Origin of the sequence: Marinibium conchae (assembly GCF_015595035.1) — a bacterium.
In the GTDB taxonomy this organism is placed as follows: domain Bacteria; phylum Pseudomonadota; class Gammaproteobacteria; order Enterobacterales; family Alteromonadaceae; genus Glaciecola.
On the sequence record NZ_JADNRN010000001.1, the window covers coordinates 1,152,206 to 1,170,535 of the forward strand.

16 protein-coding genes are annotated in these 18,330 nt (G+C 42.1%); 7 read left to right on the forward strand and 9 right to left on the reverse strand.

Features of this window, described 5'->3' with window-relative positions; all coding sequences use genetic code 11:
• Positions 1 to 2: 2 nt before the first annotated feature.
• Entirely contained in the window at positions 3 to 767 is a 765-nt protein-coding gene (locus ISG33_RS04860; protein WP_195732389.1) for a hypothetical protein, read from the reverse strand.
• 36 nt (positions 768 to 803) lie between these two features.
• Positions 804 to 1,535 carry a sensor histidine kinase gene (locus tag ISG33_RS04865; protein ID WP_195732390.1) on the reverse strand — a complete coding sequence of 244 codons (732 nt, stop codon included), beginning with the start codon at positions 1,533 to 1,535 and terminating at the stop codon, positions 804 to 806.
• Between the two features lie 279 nt (positions 1,536 to 1,814).
• Between ISG33_RS04865 and cysB the strand changes: the two genes are divergently transcribed.
• The gene (gene cysB, locus ISG33_RS04870; RefSeq protein WP_195732391.1) at positions 1,815 to 2,789 is read left to right on the forward strand and encodes an HTH-type transcriptional regulator CysB; all 975 of its coding nucleotides are present in this window, start codon (positions 1,815 to 1,817) and stop codon (positions 2,787 to 2,789) included.
• A 58-nt stretch (positions 2,790 to 2,847) separates the two neighbouring features.
• On the opposite strand, the gene ISG33_RS04875 is transcribed toward cysB, so the two are convergent.
• The 3 genes from ISG33_RS04875 to pabB form a co-directional block, all read right to left on the reverse strand.
• Entirely contained in the window at positions 2,848 to 4,221 is a 1,374-nt protein-coding gene (locus ISG33_RS04875) for an L-serine ammonia-lyase (protein ID WP_195732392.1), read from the reverse strand.
• A 153-nt stretch (positions 4,222 to 4,374) separates the two neighbouring features.
• On the reverse strand, positions 4,375 to 4,974 hold the full coding sequence (locus tag ISG33_RS04880; protein ID WP_195732393.1) for a CoA pyrophosphatase: 600 nt from the start codon (positions 4,972 to 4,974) through the stop codon (positions 4,375 to 4,377).
• Positions 4,971 to 6,416 (reverse strand): aminodeoxychorismate synthase component I, encoded by a 1,446-nt coding sequence (pabB, locus tag ISG33_RS04885; protein ID WP_229333453.1) that lies wholly within the window; start codon positions 6,414 to 6,416, stop codon positions 4,971 to 4,973. Before pabB ends, ISG33_RS04880 begins: the two co-directional genes overlap by 4 nt.
• 97 nt (positions 6,417 to 6,513) lie before the next feature.
• On the opposite strand from pabB, the gene ISG33_RS04890 reads away from it, so the two are divergent.
• Together ISG33_RS04890 and ISG33_RS04895 are read left to right on the forward strand one after the other, a co-directional pair.
• A complete protein-coding gene (locus ISG33_RS04890) occupies positions 6,514 to 8,043 on the forward strand; it encodes a fumarate hydratase (RefSeq protein ID WP_195732394.1) in 1,530 nt (509 codons plus the stop codon).
• A 96-nt stretch (positions 8,044 to 8,139) separates the two neighbouring features.
• Entirely contained in the window at positions 8,140 to 9,774 is a 1,635-nt protein-coding gene (locus ISG33_RS04895) for a DNA recombination protein RmuC (RefSeq protein ID WP_229333454.1), read from the forward strand.
• Positions 9,775 to 9,776: 2 nt separating this feature from the next.
• Here the strand turns inward: ISG33_RS04895 and ISG33_RS04900 are convergent, their stop codons facing one another.
• Genes ISG33_RS04900 through ISG33_RS04910 form a run of 3 tightly spaced genes read right to left on the reverse strand, consistent with a single transcriptional unit; the run spans position 9,777 to position 12,150 of the window.
• Positions 9,777 to 10,802, reverse strand: coding sequence for a hypothetical protein (locus tag ISG33_RS04900; protein WP_195732395.1), 1,026 nt, complete (start codon positions 10,800 to 10,802; stop codon positions 9,777 to 9,779).
• 56 nt (positions 10,803 to 10,858) lie between these two features.
• Complete coding sequence (locus ISG33_RS04905; protein WP_195732396.1) at positions 10,859 to 11,269, reverse strand: OsmC family protein; 411 nt, start codon at positions 11,267 to 11,269, stop codon at positions 10,859 to 10,861.
• A gap of 11 nt (positions 11,270 to 11,280) precedes the next feature.
• Positions 11,281 to 12,150, reverse strand: coding sequence for a CvfB family protein (locus tag ISG33_RS04910; RefSeq protein WP_229333455.1), 870 nt, complete (start codon positions 12,148 to 12,150; stop codon positions 11,281 to 11,283).
• A gap of 74 nt (positions 12,151 to 12,224) precedes the next feature.
• On the opposite strand from ISG33_RS04910, the gene ISG33_RS04915 reads away from it, so the two are divergent.
• The 3 genes from ISG33_RS04915 to ISG33_RS04925 are packed head-to-tail and all read left to right on the forward strand — an operon-like array spanning position 12,225 to position 15,640.
• A complete protein-coding gene (locus ISG33_RS04915) occupies positions 12,225 to 12,956 on the forward strand; it encodes a 5-oxoprolinase subunit PxpA (RefSeq protein ID WP_195732397.1) in 732 nt (243 codons plus the stop codon).
• A 1-nt stretch (position 12,957) separates the two neighbouring features.
• Complete coding sequence (locus ISG33_RS04920; protein ID WP_195732398.1) at positions 12,958 to 14,778, forward strand: 5-oxoprolinase subunit B/C family protein; 1,821 nt, start codon at positions 12,958 to 12,960, stop codon at positions 14,776 to 14,778.
• A gap of 34 nt (positions 14,779 to 14,812) precedes the next feature.
• A complete protein-coding gene (locus tag ISG33_RS04925) occupies positions 14,813 to 15,640 on the forward strand; it encodes an aminotransferase class IV (RefSeq protein ID WP_195732399.1) in 828 nt (275 codons plus the stop codon).
• 1 nt (position 15,641) lies between these two features.
• Here the strand turns inward: ISG33_RS04925 and fur are convergent, their stop codons facing one another.
• Positions 15,642 to 16,070, reverse strand: coding sequence for a ferric iron uptake transcriptional regulator (gene fur, locus ISG33_RS04930; RefSeq protein WP_195732400.1), 429 nt, complete (start codon positions 16,068 to 16,070; stop codon positions 15,642 to 15,644).
• A gap of 180 nt (positions 16,071 to 16,250) precedes the next feature.
• Between fur and ISG33_RS04935 the strand changes: the two genes are divergently transcribed.
• On the forward strand, positions 16,251 to 18,278 hold the full coding sequence (locus tag ISG33_RS04935) for a HAMP domain-containing methyl-accepting chemotaxis protein (RefSeq protein WP_195732401.1): 2,028 nt from the start codon (positions 16,251 to 16,253) through the stop codon (positions 18,276 to 18,278).
• Positions 18,279 to 18,330: the final 52 nt, after the last annotated feature.

Genomic DNA, 18,330 nt, shown 5'->3' on the forward strand with positions numbered 1-18,330 from the left:
CATCACCATTTCTTTTTGGGGGCAAATAATTCGTCAATTTCTTCGCTTTCTTTCGCTTTATCAGCAGCGACTTTGGCTAAATTAGCTTCTTTCATCGCGCTTTCTAAGCTGTTAAGTATTTTTGTATAGTCTTCAATGCGTTTTACCGTGTATTCGTCTTGAGGCTTATGACCGTTGAGTGCGTTCACTGCTTTTTCCAAGTATTGACGAGCACTGCCTTGCATACCGGTAGCCATCGCGTCATGTGCTCTTTTTCCTAGTGTTTCAACGTTCACTCGGAGTTGAAGACGCTCAAGACTTTTATCCTCGAAAGCAAACACTTTTGGGGTAATATTGCCTTTTCCCTGTTCCGACCGCAGAATGACTCGCAATTTTTTTACGGCTTGAATATATTTAATAATGTTTTTATCGTTAGAAGGAAGCTTGAAGCTATTATGATCGGGCGGTGCCTGGCTCAAATCAATGTTTTTCAGTTTTGCAGCCGTTTCTCCTAAGCGTTGCTTCAAATCAGGGTTTGGGCTTTGTTCAAGACTGGATTTTATTGCATTGTGAATACGTTTTAGCAATATAGCGTGTAGTTGTTGTGATGCAGGCATCTGACTTGCAGCAGCTAGGGCCGCCTCAGTTTCTTCAATGATTGCGCGTTGGCGACTGACTTCTTCACGCTTTTGGGATTCTTTGCGTTCTTTGTGCTGCTGCACTGCGCTGGCCGAAATACCAGCGATAATGAGAATTGCAATAAGTAAGATAACAATGGTGTAACTCATTTTATGATTCCATGTTGGATTATGGCTACGTTTCCATTAGGGTAGTTTTACTGAAAAAATACTACCACCGGTAACACTGCTGTTCGTTAACTCTATACTTCCATGTTGGTTATTGTTTTTATGGGCTTGAGCTATCATTCTTGCAAAGTATAGCCCTAGTCCGGTTCGGCCTTCACTTATTGATAAGGAACTCATTTCTGCATTGCTTATATCTAACATACTTTGCGGATAGCCCTGACCATCATCCTCCACTGCTATACTCAAACAATCGTTTTCGACGCTAGCCGAAATCCTTATAACTGAAGCATCATAGCGCATAGAGTTTACTACTACGTCGTTTAGAAGTAAAAATATTAGATCTTTATCGAGATACCATGATAAGTCTTCATTTACATCCAGTTCAATCGCGATATTCTTTTGCTTGGTGTAGGTCGCATTTGAGTCTGCTAGTTCTTCGATCAAATCGACCAAAAAGCATTCATCAACATGCAATGGGAGTGAGTTTCGATCGCAACGGTACAATGATAGAACTTGAACCAGGGTAGTGTTCATGCGACTGGCTTCGTAGTGCAAGTCAACTATCCCTTGGCGAGAGTCGAGTTGGTCTTTAGGGATGGCTTCTGATAATTGTTCGATGTTGTGAAGGAGTAAAGATAAGGAATTTTTCATGTCGTGCACAGCAACAGCCATTACCGATGCAAAGTCTATTTGGTCATGTGGCGTAAAATCGGCCTCATTACTTTCGTACTGCGCTACTTTTTCTAACATATAAACCCTTTGGCGTTAGCGTTATACAGCTATTATCGGCAGAACTTCTCCTTACTATACTAGTTTAGCTCACTTAATTGCCAAGTACTCATCGCTACTAATACCTTAGTATGGATGCTCCTAGTAATCTTTATTGGTCGGATGTGTTAATCGTCAAATTCTTATGCAAAATAGTTTTAAATTAGCTACTATTTAAGTATTAAGTTTATAAGCACAACCTTTGCAAAGCAGTACTTTTTTCAAAGTCTGCTATTACTGGCTACTCTTTAAGGCTACTCAATGAAATTACAGCAACTCAGATATATCGTCGAAGTACTCAATAACAATCTAAACGTATCGGCGACAGCTGAAACCCTATTTACATCTCAGCCTGGAATTAGCAAGCAAGTAAGAATGTTGGAAGACGAATTAGGTATCCAGATTTTTGGTAGAAGTGGGAAGCATCTGACGCATGTTACTGAGGCCGGAAAGGATGTGATTAATATATCACGTGAAATTTTAGCAAAAGTTGAGAGTATCAAAGCAGTGGCAAGGGAACACACTTTGCCTGATCAGGGAAAACTAAATATAGCAACAACGCATACTCAAGCTCGTTACGCTCTGCCAGATGTCATTAAAGGCTTTATGTCAAAGTATCCCAAGGTGTCGTTGCACATGCATCAAGGCACACCGTCTCAAATTAGTGATTTAGCCGCGAAAGGCGAGGCTGATTTTGCTATCGCGACTGAGTCTTTGCACTTATACAACGACCTTGTAATGCTTCCTTGTTATCACTGGAATCGTTCCGTTATCGTCAATAAAGAGCATCCTTTGGCTAAAAAGGGCACCATTACCATACAAGACATAGCAAAGTATCCGCTAGTCACCTACGTCTTTGGCTTTACTGGGCGCTCAGAACTGGACCACGCATTCTCAGCAGCCAACCTTAGTCCTAAGATCGTCTTTACTGCGACGGATGCAGACGTAATAAAAACTTATGTTCGACTGGGCGTGGGTATCGGGGTGATTGCGTCAATGGCAGTCAGTGATGAGCTTGATGACGATTTGGTGAAAATTGATGCTAGCCACTTATTCGATTACAGCACAACCAAGATTGGCTTTAGAAAAGGCTCTTTCTTACGCAGTTACATGTACGACTTCATTGAGCGTTTTGCCCCACACCTCACTAAGGATGTTGTTGAAAGAGCAATGATGCAAAAAAACAATGATGAAGTTGAGAAAATGTTTAAAGGACTGACCTTACCAGTAAAGTAGCAGGCCTAAGCGAGTTAATCGAAAACAGCTTTGAAAAGCGTATTCAAAGCTGTTTTCACTAGCACTCTATAATATTCACCGCTAGACCGCCACGAGCCGTTTCTTTGTACTTGGTTTTCATATCATTGCCGGTATCCCACATGGTTTTAATGACTTTGTCTAAAGATACCTTGTGGTGGCCCGTTCCTCTAAACGCAAGACGTGAGGCGTTAATGGCTTTGATTGCGCCCATGGCGTTTCGTTCAATACAGGGCACTTGAACAAGGCCGCCTACAGGGTCGCATGTTAGGCCCAAATTGTGTTCCATGCCAATTTCGGCAGCATTTTCAACCGCATCTACCGAACCACCTAAAATTTCGGTGAGAGCACCAGCCGCCATAGAGCAAGCCACGCCAACTTCGCCTTGGCAACCAACTTCAGCACCAGATATAGAGGCGTTCTTCTTGTAAAGAATGCCGATGGCTGCGGCTGTGAGTAAATAGCGGCAAGCAGTGTCGTCATCTACAGGCCGAATAAACTTGTCGAAATAACACAATACCGCTGGAATGATTCCCGCCGCTCCGTTTGTTGGCGCGGTCACAACTCTGCCGCCTGCTGCATTTTCTTCATTCACTGCAAGTGCAAACAAGTTCACCCAATCCATTGCTTGCATAGGATCGTTGCTGTTTTCGTTTTTTAAACGACGATAAAGACCTGAAGCCCGCCGATGAACTCTCAGACCTCCTGGTAAAATGCCTTCCGTATTTATGCCGTTTTCGACACACTCCTGCATAACTCGCCAAATGTTCACGAGGTCTTTGCGTAAAGTATCTTCCGACATGATCGATAGTTCATTTTGAATCATTAATGTGCTAATGGAGAAGCCGTTTTCTTTACAAATATCGAGCAACTGATTCGCCGTCGAAAAGGGGTAGGGAGCATCATTTTGTTGTTCAGCTAATTTTTCTGATTTTTGTGCCTCAAATTCGGATTCTTCAACAATAAAGCCACCACCAATAGAGTAGTAGGTTTTTTGTTCGATAACTTCAGTACCGCTGTAAGCAAAGAAAGTCATACCGTTCGCGTGCAAGGGAAGTGTTTTGCGACGGTGAAAAACAATCGCACCATCTTTTGGAAAGTCTATTTCTATGCTTTGATTTAGCAGTAGGCGTTGTTGCAACTCGACTTGCTCCAACATTGCGTCTACGGCCTTAACCGGAACATTTTCTGGCAAATAACCAAGCAAGCCTAAAATTACCGCTTTTCCGGTACCATGTCCTTTTCCAGTTTGACCTAAAGAGCCATATAATTCAGTTTTTATTGAACTAACATGCGTAAGTAACTCTTTGTGTTGTAAATTCTCGCAAAAAGCAACAGCGGCTCTCATTGGGCCAACCGTATGAGAGCTCGAAGGGCCAACTCCTACTTTGAACATATCAAAAACGCTAATCATGTTATTTATATCGTATGATGAAATCCTCCTTCAGTTTTACATAATTGCGCAATTTAACAAGTTAGAAATGCTAATGAGATGGATTAATTTTGTTAATGTAGTGTTGATGCATAGGCAGAGCCTCTGACTAAGGCGCTCACGCTATTAATGGTATTATCGAATATGTTTGTAGGCATCAAAATGCTTACATAGGGCGGCTGTCATGCCAGCCGTTGCGCCCCATATGACGTCATTTTCATATTGAATAAAATACACTGGAAATGAATAGTTCTTGCGTTTTACTTCATGGGTGAAATACTGCGACTTATTCATTAGGTGCGCTAATGGTACCTGAAATACTCGGCTGACTTCATTTCTATCAATGTTCAGGTCTTTATCTAAGCACAAGCATTGATCAAGGATGCCAACAACGGGCAACACAGTAAAACCACTTATGGTTTTGTATTCAGGCAAAGTGCCTAATATTCTAACATCATTAGCATTTAGGCCAATTTCCTCTTCGGCTTCGCGCAAAGCGGTTGCTATTAAACCGTCATCGGATTGTTCATATTTACCACCTGGAAAGCTAATTTGACCAGCGTGATGAGTTAAATGCGATGCACGTTCAGTGAATAATACTTGAAGATCATCGAATGGGGGCTGCAAACATATCAGCACAGCTGCCGGACGACTTTCTATTGGGTAAGGAAAGTCATGCGCAGGACCTGCGGCCCAAGGTAAATGAAATGTTGAAAGAAAGGTTTTCTCATTCATGATCTATCGCTTTTCAAGCTTTCTTCTAGTACTGGCAATATACGAGCTACCTTGTCCAAGCTTTCCTGATATTCCGAACTTATATCTGAATCGAGCACAATGCCCCCTCCAGCCCAGCAATAGAGAGTATCGTTTTCAGCTAAAATAGTGCGTATACAAATATTCGTATCCATGTCGTTGCGTACACCAATGTAACCAATGCTACCGCAATAAATGCTGCGTTTGTCGGGCTCCAACTCTTGAATAATTTGCATCGCTCTAACTTTGGGGGCACCGGTTATTGAGCCTCCCGGAAAAGCCCCTTTTAACAGCGCAATTGGGCTTACGTTTTCTTTAAGTTCACCAAGCACGGTACTTACCATATGATGCACAGCTGGGTAGCTTTCTAGAGAAAAGAGTTTTGGCACAGTCACTGAATGTGGTTTGCAGTGCTTACTTAAGTCATTGCGTAGCAGATCGACTATCATTAAATTCTCTGCTTTGTCTTTTTCTGAAGCCAGAAGCTCGTCGCTAAGGGCTTTGTCTGCTTGGGTTTCTGCGGCTCTTTTTCTAGTGCCTTTAATCGGTTTGGTCTCAACTATTCCATTCTTAACCTGTAAAAAACGCTCCGGAGAGACACTTAAAATACAACTTTTATCTAGTCTGATAAATGAAGAGAAAGGCGCTTTGTTTACCGACCTTAGCATTTCGTAGGCGAGCCACTCAGAGCCTGAGTATTTTGCGCTAAAACGTTGAGCAAAATTTATTTGATAGCAATCACCGGCACGGATATATTCATCTACCTTTGTTAATTGCTCGGTATACTCATTTTCACTTAAATTAGCCGTCCATTTCTGGGTTAATTGAAATGCTCTTTTTGCTTTACTAGAAGATTTTTGACAGTGATCGACAACAAGCAATTTTCTTCGCTTCTCATTAAGATAACAACAAAAGACTTTCCCAGTTCTATTGTCGAATATGAGCGACTGATCGTAAATACCAATGCTAGCATCAGCGCTTGCATATTGCTCTGGATGTATATCGTCGATATGACTGGTGTTAAGCCTTGTATTTAAATCGTAGGAGAAATACCCAAGTGCCCCGCAAAGAAAAGGTAGCTTATTAAACTCGGGATGTGTGTCGAGCACATGAGTATTTATTTGCGCTCGAAAACTGTCGTGAACTTCAGTCAATAAGTCAAATACGCAGTCTTTTGTGCTGGCAACTAATCGTTTGTCCCACTCCATGTCGGCAGCCGTGATGTCTACACTCACGCCTGATGACTGCTGTGCAATTTTTGCGATAGGGGAATGGACAATGATGTCGTAGCGCCCGTCGCTAAGCTTATTATTGCAGGTATCTAAAAGCATTGCCCACGGCAAGTGTTCAAAATTGGCAAACACATCAGTTGCGCTACAGCCCTGATAACAGCTCAGTTCTTCTACACGGAGGTTAAAAGACAAATTCTTCCTCGTAAATCATCGTTATTTAAGCGAAAATAAACATTATACGTGGCATAGTTTAAAAACAATATCACTCTTTGAAAAAACAGGGGACATTATGACCGTTATTCGTCAACAAGACTTTATAGACAGTATTGAAGATGCACTTCAATTCATTTCCTATTATCACCCATTAGATTATGTAAAAGCGGTAGAGCAAGCTTATAACAGAGAAGAAAGCCAAGCCGCGAAAGATGCGATGGCGCAAATTTTAATTAACTCTCGGATGTCAGCCGAAGGTAAGCGTCCGCTTTGTCAAGATACAGGCATTGTTACTTGCTTTGTGAAAATAGGCATGGGAGTGAGTTGGGATAAAACTGATCTAACCGTTCAAGAAATGGTTGATGAAGGTACACGAAGAGCTTATTTAAACCCTGATAATCCTCTAAGAGCGTCGATCGTCGCCGATCCTGCTGGCGCCAGAACTAATACAAAAGACAATACTCCAGCAGTTGTGCATATCGACACGGTACCTGGTGATAAAATTGAAGTGATGATTGCAGCAAAGGGCGGAGGCTCAGAAAATAAGTCGAAGATGGTGATGCTGAATCCAAGCGATGATATTGCCGAGTGGGTGGTTAAAACGCTCCCTACAATGGGCGCTGGTTGGTGTCCACCAGGTATGTTAGGCATCGGTATTGGCGGCACAGCGGAAAAGGCTGCGGTGCTTGCAAAAGAGAGTCTTATGGACCCTGTTGACATACAAGAACTGATGGAACGTGGCGCTAAGACAACGGAAGAAAAACTGCGTTTAGACATCTTTAAGAAGGTGAACGACCTTGGTATCGGCGCACAAGGCTTAGGTGGGTTGACCACCGTGGTTGATATCAAAATTAAGTCACTGCCAACCCACGCAGCTTCAAAACCGGTCGCTATGATCCCTAACTGCGCTGCCACTCGTCATGCACACTTTTACCTTGATGGAAGCGGACCATCTGAATTACAAGCTCCGAAGCTGGAAGATTGGCCGGAAATTACTTGGGAAGTAGGTAAAGACACTCGCAGAGTGAATCTTAACGATATTACTAAAGCTGATATCCAAGAATGGAAAGTAGGCGAAACTGTTTTACTCAGCGGTAAAATGCTGACTGGCAGAGATGCCGCGCATAAGCGAATTCAAACGATGTTAGCAAATGGTGAAGGTTTACCTGATGGTGTCGACCTAACTAATCGCTTTATCTATTACGTTGGCCCAGTCGACGCAGTAGGCGACGAAGCAGTTGGTCCAGCAGGACCGACGACCGCGACGCGAATGGATAAATTCACCGATATGATGCTCGAGGAAACCGGTTTAATAGGCATGATTGGTAAGGCTGAGCGAGGCCCTGCGACCGTAGAGAGTATTGCTAAGCACAAGGCAGTTTATTTAATGGCTGTAGGTGGTGCCGCTTATTTGGTATCAAAAGCGATCAAAAAATCCAAAGTGCTTGCTTTTGAAGATTTAGGTATGGAGGCAATTTATGAGTTTGATGTCGTTGATATGCCTGTAACCGTTGCTGTAGATAGCACTGGCGCAAATGCTCATGAAACTGGCCCGGCGATTTGGAAGGCAAAAATTGCCGATTTGGATGCTGCGCTGAAAGCATAAATATGGCGGGGTCGCAATCTTGTGGCCCCGTTGACTAAAATTGTTATAAAACATCGTTATATTCAGCTGAACACACACTTATTTATCTCAAGGGACATGATGACTTTCGATTCGTTTATGAACGCACAGGTTGCCATAGCGGCCTCTTCAGCCGCGTTGTTAATGCTTATTATTTGTTATTTTTTGTATAGATCTAAAGTATTAGCGGTTCTCAACACGCAACAGATGCAACATGAGCAGTTGCTATTAGACTTACATCAGTCATCCGAGAAGGAACGAGAAGTCATCCTTCGAGACTTTGAAAACAAGCTACAACAACAACTACAAGATCAGGCCTTACTGGAACAGCGCTATTTGCAAAAAAACACCGAATTTGAACAAGCTGAGCAGAAGTGGATTGCCATTGAAAGAAAACTTTCGCAGACGATAGAAGAAAATACCCGTGTTATTGCCGATAATCAGCGTGAAATTGGCGTACTTTCTCAAAAAGCCGACGAACTTACTCGTAAACAAGATGAACTGAGCGAATTACGCGATACCTACAAGCTCCTGAATGACGAATACGCTGCATTGAAAAGCACGACTAAGTCTCAAGAAGCTAGCTTCGCGCAAGAAAGGCGAAACTTCTCTGAGAAGCTTTCGTTGTTGGAGAATGCTGAAAAGCAACTTTCAACGCAATTTGAAAATGTGGCCAATAAAATATTTGAGCAAAAGTCTGAAAAGTTCACCAAAAGTAGCGAATCTGGCTTAAATCAATTAATTAACCCCTTGAAGGAACAAATTGAAAACTTTAAGCGACAAATCAGTGATCAATATATAAAAGAAGGTCAAGAAAGGGCGTCACTTAAAACTGAAATTCTTGGCCTAAAAGAGCTCAATAAGCAAATTACAGAAGAAGCAGCTGCGCTTACCAATGCGCTTAAAGGTGATAATAAACAACAAGGCAATTGGGGAGAGCTAGTTTTAGAACGAATATTAAGTGAAAGTGGCTTGCGCAAAGGGCATGAATATGAAACCCAAAAATCACTAAAAGATGATGACGGTAAACGCTTTCAACCCGATGTGTTAGTTCATTTGCCAAACGATAAAGATATCGTTATTGATTCAAAGGTGTCTTTGGTTGCTCATGAACGCTTCGTTAATAGTGACAACGAAGAGGATAGGCAGCGAGCGATCAAAGAGCATGTCGCGTCTTTGCGAGGCCATATTAAAGGCTTAAGCAAAAAAGATTATCAAGACCTTAATGGCATGCGAACCTTAGACTACGTGCTGATGTTCATTCCCATCGAGTCTGCTTTCATGTCGGCGGTCGAACACGAACCAGAGTTGATAAAGTTAGCAATGGATAATCAGATAATGCTAGTAAGTCCAACAAATTTGCTGGTTGCATTAAGAACCATTAATAACATTTGGCAATACGAGTATCAGAATCAAAATGCAAATAAAATTGCTGATCAAGCTCGAAAAATGTACGACAAATTTCACGGCTTTATTGTCGATATGGAAAAGATTGGTCGTAACTTAGAAATGACCTCTAAAACCTACGAACAAGCTATGGGTAAGTTAAGTACTGGTAGAGGTAACTTGGTTAGACAAGCCGAGCAATTCAAAAAGCTCGGCGTCACCCCGACGAAATCTATCGATAGCAAATTAGTTGACGCTAGCCAAGACGATGATGAGGGTGAAAATGATGATACGGACACAATGTCAGACAAAAGCACAAGTCCTTAATGCTAGTGCCTGTTCAACTCTAGCTCTTGTCCTTGTATTATCTCTTGGTATTCACTTTGGCTAAGGTGAAAACGATAAATCAAGGTGTAAGTAGCTTGCTCGCGCAAGGGGTGGTCGTTTTGCCTAGCAATCGAACTTAAGTGTTGTTTCAAGTCATCACTTCGATCAATTACCCCCGAGTGAACTGCATCCATTAAACTGGATTGAAGTGCATAGTTCGCTTCACTTTTAGTGAACTCAGCATTGATTAACTCCTGCCTTTCAGTTCTGTTGCTAAATCGTAAAAGTTGGCTAAATTGGTAAGCTTGTTGCTCTTTAGTTTGATTTGGAATGCTCGATACAAGCTTAGCTTTTATTTGCGCTTGCTCACTGTCGCTTAAGTCATGCGGCATTAATATGTCGAGGGCTCGCAACGTTGCCTTGTCATTCTCAGTATAAAGTGCAATATCGATAACTGATTCAGTTAATGTGGGCGCGTAAATACCTGTTCTGGCAATCAACTCGATAAAATTAGTCTCATTTTGAGGTGAATTACTTAGTAGAGTATCCTCGGCAAGTTGTAGTAGAGTGTTTTGGCTTTTTTCTTTGGGTAAACCCATGATAATTGACACCAACAAGTAACTTTCTTGTGAATCCATTGCAAGCTGCTGGAAGTGAAGCATTAAGCCAGCCAATGCAGCATCATCATTGATCAATAACTGACGAATGCTATCAATTTTTTGTCCGTAAAGGCTGTAGTCGTCGTTATTTCTCGAATATTCAACTAGGTTGTTAAATAGACTAACGACGTCTGTATGTGCGCTAAAAAATTGGCTATCTGCTTCATGCTTTGATTCAGGATTGTTTGACCTTGAGAAAACTACATCAGCACTTTTCGTTTCTTTAGTGTTAAGTGCAGCAAAACGAGTATTCTCGTCATCTGTTACCTTCGTGCTAGTGTTAGCCGTGTCGCTAGAAGTTTCTTCATTCAGTTCTGGTGGAGTGCCGTTTGCTGAGTTGTTTCCAACAATGTAGCCCCCTATAAACACACATATACCGAAAAAAGTGACCAGGATAAGTTTATTTATTAAAGGCATAGTGTTTTTTATTCGGCGGTTTTGATTTCGTAGCTAGTGTTTATATCGACATTTCCTGCCAACATGAGCATGACAGAACAATACTTCTCTGTGCTAAGTTGCACCGCACGTGCGAGATGCTTTTCGTTTATGTCCATGCCTTCAACAACAAAATGAGCTGTGATGTGGGTGAATTTACGAGGTGGACTTTCGGCTCTAATTGCTTCTAGTTCACAGTAACAAGCGGTCATATTTTGACGGCTTTTTCGCATGATTTCTACTACGTCAACAGATGAACAAGCGCCAACCGACATCAACACTGCTTCCATCGGCGATAAGCCTTCACCATTGCCATCCAAATCAAGGGTATGGCCATTATCCATAACACCTTGAAAGCCAAGACCCTGTTTACTCGCTATCCAGTCAACTCTAGTTTTCATTCTTCACCCTTCTAATCAATGAGTTTTATATGTGTTTTGCTTAGGCTTATTTTCTTTTGTTTAAATAGGTTGCCCAATGCTCTTTTGTACGCCGCCTTACTCACATTGTAGTGCGCTTGAATTTCTTCAGGAGGGCTTTTGTCGGTTAATGTCGAAATACCGCCATGGGCAGCAAGGTCTTCTAAGATTTCCTCCGCGAGATCCTTCCTAGCTGTTTTGCCAAGCTTTTGAAGCGACAAGTCAATTTTGCCATCCTCGCGAATATGTTTGATGAAAGCAGGTAAACGGTCGCCGATACTTATACGTTTGTAGAGGTCGCTTTTGAACAACAAGCCTTGAAAACGATTGTTAATGACTGCTTTGAATCCCAAGGAGCTTTCGTCGTAAATCAAAAGCTCAACGGCTTCACCTATCTTGAGCTCGCTGTTAGTTTCTTCAAGAAAACGGTATAACTTTGAACACCCTAGCAACTTTTCATTGTCCTTGTCGTGAATAAGGGTTACGACATAACTTAAGCCAACGTCCATTGATTTATGCTGCATAGCTCTCGGAACAAGTAAATCTCGCTCGAGCCCCCAATCGAAAAATGCCCCAAAATCAGTGACACCGGTGCAGGTTAAAAGGGCAAACTCACCCACTTGAATAGGCATTTTTTTCAAGCTTGCTTGAAGGCTTCCATCTTGAGCGTAATAAACGAAGGCGTGTATCTCACTTCCCGCACTCAAGCTTTGATCGCAGTCGCTAGATGGTAAGAATACACGATGCTCTTGTTCGCCATACGCGTTTTGGGAAATGCCACTTAGTGTGTACCCGAAGGGGAGTACATCGATAACGCTTAGTTTACTTACCTTGCCTACATTTAGCATTTGCTTGTCTCTCATACATGACGTTTTGCACAGATAGCGGTAGTATATCAGTATTCCGGCTTACTAATGTATATTCTAATAATACCACTATGAAATTAAACGCTGATTTGGGTGAAAGCTTCGGTGCGTGGAAGCTACAAAATGATGAGGCTCTGATGCCATATATTCATATGGCTAATATTGCCTGTGGTGGCCATGCAGGTGATGCTAACAGTATGGTAAAAGCCATTAAATCAACTTTGCATCATAAGGTGGAAATCGGTGCTCACCCTTCGTACCCTGATATACAGGGCTTTGGTCGAAGAAGTATGAATATTGATAGCGCCGAGCTTATTCATCTCGTGTGCGCTCAAATTGCGACTCTTGATGGGCTTGCCAAGTGTTACGGTCAAAATTTAAGTCACGTTAAACCCCATGGTGCGCTTTATAACGACGCAATGAGCAAACCTAGCGTACGAACAGCATTATTCAAAGCAATGAAGCTTTATCACCGACAATTACCTATCATGTTGCAGGCAACGTCACAGCAAAGCCATATTTTGCTCGAGGCTAAAGAATATGATGTCAGCGTCATTTTTGAAGCATTTGCCGACAGAGCATATCAAGATGATGGTCTGCTTACACCAAGAACTAGAAGTGGTGCGGTTTTGGAGCTTGAATCTGCTTTCTTGCAAGCTAAGCAAATTATTGAAACTAACACGGTAACTACCCTCAGCGGTAAGACAATTTCCTTGGCAGCAGATTCAATCTGTATTCATGGAGACACACCAAGCGCGCTTGAACTTGCTGAAAGGCTAAGTCAGTTATTGGCGTGTCGGTAACATGTTGCAGCAAAATTTGCGTGCTAAGGTAAGCGTCGAACTTGCCTCTGATAATGCGCTTATCGTGTATTTCAGAAGTGATGATTTACTCCTTGCTAATTCTCATATACGAGAGTTGAGCTCGGGTTTGTTAAAAAACAAACCTACTTGGCTACTGGAGCTCATTCCATCCTATGCGAGTATAGTGTTCGTATACTCAAACACACTTGTTGATTATTTCTTTGTGAAAGGATGGCTTGAAAAACACTTAGATCAACACTTCACGCAGTTCGAAGATGTTGATACCGGTATGGATGACCAAGTCGCTACCTTACATCGCATACCGGTGTGCTACGAAGGCCTCTGTGAATCAGATATGCAGGCTACGAGCCCCTTTGTGAACGATATTGAAAGTCTAAGTAAACGCTTGAAATTGAGCCCTAGTCAGATCATTGAATTGCATTGCCAAAAAGAACTGAGGGTCTTCGCCATAGGCTTCTTACCAAATTTCGCCTACCTCGGAAATATTGATTCTCACCTAACTTCTCCTCGTTTATCACAACCACGAGTCTCCATTCCGAGAGGGGCTGTTGCAATAGCCGACCAACAAAGCGCTATCTATCCAATCAGTTCCCCAGGTGGATGGCATGTTTTAGGTTACACACCGCTTGATTTATCTATTCAAGCTAAACGTGTTTTTAGTGTTGGCGATAGCGTGCAGTTTTACCCAATTTCAGCTCATGAGTATCGAAAGTTACGTCAACAGGACGCTAAACGAATCAAGCGTATAATGGAAAGCGACACGCCACTTGTAGCCGCCACAAATATGGCCTCGTCAAGAAACAATGGCGATGCCATAAAAATTATAGAGAGCGGTTTACGCTCTCAAATTGTTGATGAGGGGCGCAAAGGGCATCAGCATGAAGGTTTTTGTCAAGCAGGGCCGGCAGATGCACTTAGTTATCTTTTAGCTAATTTGCTTATCGGTAAGTCAAAAAACGACGCGAATATTGAAGTATTAATGGCTGGGTTCAAGCTAAAGACTCATTGCGATATTGATTTCGTTGTTACTGGTGCACGCAATGCGGTTTTCTTAAATAACGATGAGCTCAAACTTAACACAGTGTATTCATGCAAGGCAGGAGATCACGTTGAGATAAGGCTAGTGCCATCAACAGCAGGCTTGTATAATTATATTGCTTTCGATAAGGACATCGTGTGTGCACAAGTCGTGGGATCTTGCTGTGCAGTAAAGCGTGAAAAATTAGGTGGTTTACAGGGGGATGGAAGCAGTTTACAAAGCGGGCAAAGCCTTTCCTTAGCTGATAAGGCTAAGAACGGCAAAGTGAGCATAAGTAACGAGTATAGCCATGCGCTAGGACAACATATTGAGCTGTTATCACGAGCGGGCAGTGCAGATAAGCCAGTAGAGCTCCGTTATGTCTCAGGTTATCAGTCATCTTTACTTTCACATATTGACAAAGCCTTATTTCATGCTTCTCACTATTGCATCTCGAATAGTATGAACACGATGGGTATCAAGTTTGAGGGCTTAGCTATGAAACTCGGTAGTGTGAACATGCATTCAGAAGGTATTGCTTACGGTGCAATTCAAATTACACCCGACGGCACCCCTATTGTAATGATGAATGAGAGACAAACTATTGGTGGTTATCCAAAATTGGGAAGTGTAATATCCAATGACATTGCCTTACTTTCACAGTGTAAGCCTGGCACGATAGTGCGCTTTGTTGAGTGTGATATTCTTGAAGCACAAAGCCTAGCTAGTCTGCACTGTGCGCGCATTGAAGCGCTTTTTAACAATTATTGTATGAGAGATTAGTTTGCAACAGCACGTTTTTTTGAACGGTAAATTTATGCCATCGCATGAGGCTAAAATTTCACCAATGGATCGCGGTTTTTTATTTGGCGACGGTATATATGAAGTTATTCCTACCTACGAGGGTAATATCGTAGGCTTGCACCTGCATCTAGAGAGAATGCGCAATGGTTTAGCCGAAATTGGTATTCAGTACCACATTGACACTGAGCAGTGGATAAAGCGCATTCGTAGGCTAATATCTGAGAGTGCAACACCAGCACAATCAGTGTACATCCATATCAGTCGAGGAACAGACGCAAAACGTTTCCATGCTTATCCGGATAACCTTGAACCTACCGTATATGCTTTCGCATTTCCTATTCCAGATAGTCAAAACATGCACAGTGAAGAAATACGCTCTTATCATGTCGTGACCAGCGAAGATAAGCGTTGGCAACGTTGTCACATCAAGTCTACATCGCTGTTGGGGAATGTTATGCATTACCAGCACGGTAAAGACAATGGGAAAGATGAGGTTATTTTATACAATGGTAAGGGCCAGTTGACAGAAGCGTCATCATGCAACGTGTTTGTTGTGAAAGATGGGCTTATTTCTACCCCTCCTCTTGACCATCAAATATTGCCGGGCGTGACTCGTCAAATTGTTATTAATGCAATACGAGAGCAAAGAAAATATGACGTTCAGGAAAGGATAATTCACAAAAGTGAATTAGACACTGCAGACGAAGTCTGGATCACAAGCTCAAGTAAGGAAGTCGGGCCGGTGTTAAGTATTGATGATAAGACAGTCGGGACTGGTGTGCCGGGCCAAGTATGGCGCGACACTCAACAAGCCTATAACGAATTGAAGTTTAGAAGTTAAGTTAGTCTACGTCGTTCTCGCAGTCGGCCTTAGTACACTCACCATAAAGATAGAGGCTATGGTTGGTAAGCTTCATGTTGTTGGCTGCGGCAATTTCATCTTGCCTTTTTTCAATTACGTCGTCTTCAAACTCAAATACCTTGCCACAAGTCAGGCAAACAAGATGGTCGTGATGCTCTTTATGACTGATTTCGAAAACTGATTTACCGCCTTCAAAATGATGCCGATTAAGTATACCTGCGTCGTCAAATTGGTTTAAGACCCTGTAGACCGTTGCTAAGCCTATTTCTTCGCCCTGATCAATGAGGATTTTATATACATCCTCAGCGCTGATGTGTTGATTTTTGGGCGCTTGGAGTATTTCTAATATCTTTAAGCGTGGCAGAGTTACTTTTAGTCCTGCTTTTTTTAATTCTTTATTTTGGTCCATGAGAAACTTCGGCAAAAAAACATGCTGTGTATTATAGGTTAGTTGTAAAGATTTAACAGCATCAGCCGTAAATAATGTATATGTTTATTTTTTCTGTGCACAAAATCGCGAACTAGGACAGTAACTCGAGTATTAGTGGATAAATAACGCGCTACACAAAATAAAGGGTAGATTTAAATTGTGAATGAAATTCTTGAAAAACTCACCGTTGTTAGAAAAATGATAATGGGCTTCAGCGGCCTGGCAATATTATTATTGATCACAAGTTTTTTATCCTACTCCGGATTGCAGGATATTAAGCAGTCTGCGACAACGGTTATCGAAACTAAGATGCCGATGCAAAAAGCAATGAACGAGGTCAAAACTAATATTTTATCCTTAGCTAACATCAGCCTAACCGCATTTTATGAGACTAGCGAAGAAGATTTAACACAACTACAAGAGCAATTTAAAAGCTTAGTGCTTGATTTGGAAAATGGAAGCAAGTCACTCAAGGACTATGTGGCGGATGCCAATAAACCATTACTGGAAGACACGGTCAATGGTTCTGCTTCTTTCATAAAACACAGTAAAGCGATGTTCGAAGAGAAGTTTAAGTTGCTGGCACTACAAAAACGACTTAGTGAACAGAGCGACACGACCTTAGCCTTAGCTGACGAGGCAAGTGCACTTATGCTAGATCTAACGTACCTTGATGGCTCTGGGCGTGACTTCGATGCTATGGTAGGTATGGGCAACAACATTGATAACAAACTTACTTTGGTATTAAGCTTAATTGACGAATTGTCGTCGACTAAGGATACCGCTGTGATATTACAAACCATCGACGATTTAAGCTACAACGTTACCAATATAGAGGCTGACTCTGCCTATTTGAACCGTTTAGCTGAAAATGTTGAAAATGATGGCTTAGTTGCCATGTTTAATGAGCAATATGTTGCGATGGCAAATGCGTTGAATAGCGATGACGGTATATTTGCAATGCACAAGCAAGCTATCGCGCTGAGAGAGTCTATTACTGGATACAACCAAGCTTCTAATCTCGCACTAGAGAATGCGAATATGTCTTTATCTGTGCTGTATGAAAAAGTCAGTGCTACGGCAATGCAAGGGCAGCAGGACATCCTCGATACAGTATTGAACAACGAAATAAAAAATATGGTGGTATCGGTGGTGGGAATCAGCGCTACCTTTATTTTAGCCCTAATTGCCACTCGCAGTATTGCAAAGCCTTTAAAGGCAGTGAACGACAGACTCAAAGTATTAAGCAGTGGGGATTTAACCAAGCGCATGAACGAAGAAGGTTTTGATGAGTTCGCACAGTTATCAAGAAACGTGAATCGCCTTATTGATTCTTTGCAAAGTCTTATCGGTAGCATCCACACCCAAGAACAAATGCTTACGCAGTCAACAGCAGTAAGTATTGAGATGGGGGATCAGAGTCTTCGACAGGTGGCTTTGCAACAACAAAAAATCAGCGAAACATCTTCTAATACCATGTTAGTGAAAGATACTAGCCTTAATAATTTGCAACAAATAGAGGCCGCTAATAATCAAATGCATCAGGCAATTGCACAAACTGACTCGGTAATGAGCTTAGTAAAAGAAAGCCGCAGACACGTTGATGTTCAAGCTCGACAAGCAGAGGAGTCTGCAAACATTATTCACCGCTTGGGCGACAACAGTCACAAGATAGGGAGCATTCTTGATGTGATTAAGACTATTGCTGAACAAACCAATTTGCTTGCGCTCAATGCAGCCATCGAAGCCGCTAGAGCAGGGGAGCAAGGTAGAGGTTTTGCCGTGGTTGCAGATGAAGTAAGAACTTTGGCAACTCGAACCCATAATTCAACGGAAGAGATTGAAAAGATGATTGGCGCGCTACAACTCGACGCTTCCCAAGCTGTTGAAGCGATCACTCGCGGTAGTGAACAAGTTAGCCAGGGTGTGGAGCTATCAGAGAAAGTGACAGTGCAAGTTGCTGAAATCAGAGGCATTATTGAAACGCTGGCCCAAGTCAATACACAAATTGTGAGCGATACTCAAAATCAAGACTCTCTGCTTGATCTTGTCGTGAGTAACTTGCAGAGTATTGTCGATATTGCTGAGGAAAGTGCTAGAAGTACGAAAGAATCTAATAGTGCTACTCATCAACTGGGTGAGCAGATGAACGAGTTGAAGGTCGCAGTGTCGAAATTTAGACTGTAAAAGAAAAAGAGCCACACAGCATAACGTGGCTCTTTACCTAATCAGACGAATA

Excerpts from the sequence above, each read along its gene's own strand:
- ISG33_RS04860 (WP_195732389.1), bottom strand. The coding sequence starts at position 767 with ATGAGTTACACCATTGTTATCTTACTTATTGCAATTCTCATTATCGCT.
- ISG33_RS04865 (WP_195732390.1), bottom strand. The coding sequence starts at position 1,535 with ATGTTAGAAAAAGTAGCGCAGTACGAAAGTAATGAGGCCGATTTTACG.
- cysB (WP_195732391.1), top strand. The coding sequence starts at position 1,815 with ATGAAATTACAGCAACTCAGATATATCGTCGAAGTACTCAATAACAAT.
- ISG33_RS04875 (WP_195732392.1), bottom strand. The coding sequence starts at position 4,221 with ATGATTAGCGTTTTTGATATGTTCAAAGTAGGAGTTGGCCCTTCGAGC.
- ISG33_RS04880 (WP_195732393.1), bottom strand. The coding sequence starts at position 4,974 with ATGAATGAGAAAACCTTTCTTTCAACATTTCATTTACCTTGGGCCGCA.
- ISG33_RS04890 (WP_195732394.1), top strand. The coding sequence starts at position 6,514 with ATGACCGTTATTCGTCAACAAGACTTTATAGACAGTATTGAAGATGCA.
- ISG33_RS04895 (WP_229333454.1), top strand. The coding sequence starts at position 8,140 with ATGATGACTTTCGATTCGTTTATGAACGCACAGGTTGCCATAGCGGCC.
- ISG33_RS04905 (WP_195732396.1), bottom strand. The coding sequence starts at position 11,269 with ATGAAAACTAGAGTTGACTGGATAGCGAGTAAACAGGGTCTTGGCTTT.
- ISG33_RS04910 (WP_229333455.1), bottom strand. The coding sequence starts at position 12,150 with ATGAGAGACAAGCAAATGCTAAATGTAGGCAAGGTAAGTAAACTAAGC.
- ISG33_RS04915 (WP_195732397.1), top strand. The coding sequence starts at position 12,225 with ATGAAATTAAACGCTGATTTGGGTGAAAGCTTCGGTGCGTGGAAGCTA.
- ISG33_RS04920 (WP_195732398.1), top strand. The coding sequence starts at position 12,958 with ATGTTGCAGCAAAATTTGCGTGCTAAGGTAAGCGTCGAACTTGCCTCT.
- ISG33_RS04925 (WP_195732399.1), top strand. The coding sequence starts at position 14,813 with ATGCCATCGCATGAGGCTAAAATTTCACCAATGGATCGCGGTTTTTTA.
- fur (WP_195732400.1), bottom strand. The coding sequence starts at position 16,070 with ATGGACCAAAATAAAGAATTAAAAAAAGCAGGACTAAAAGTAACTCTG.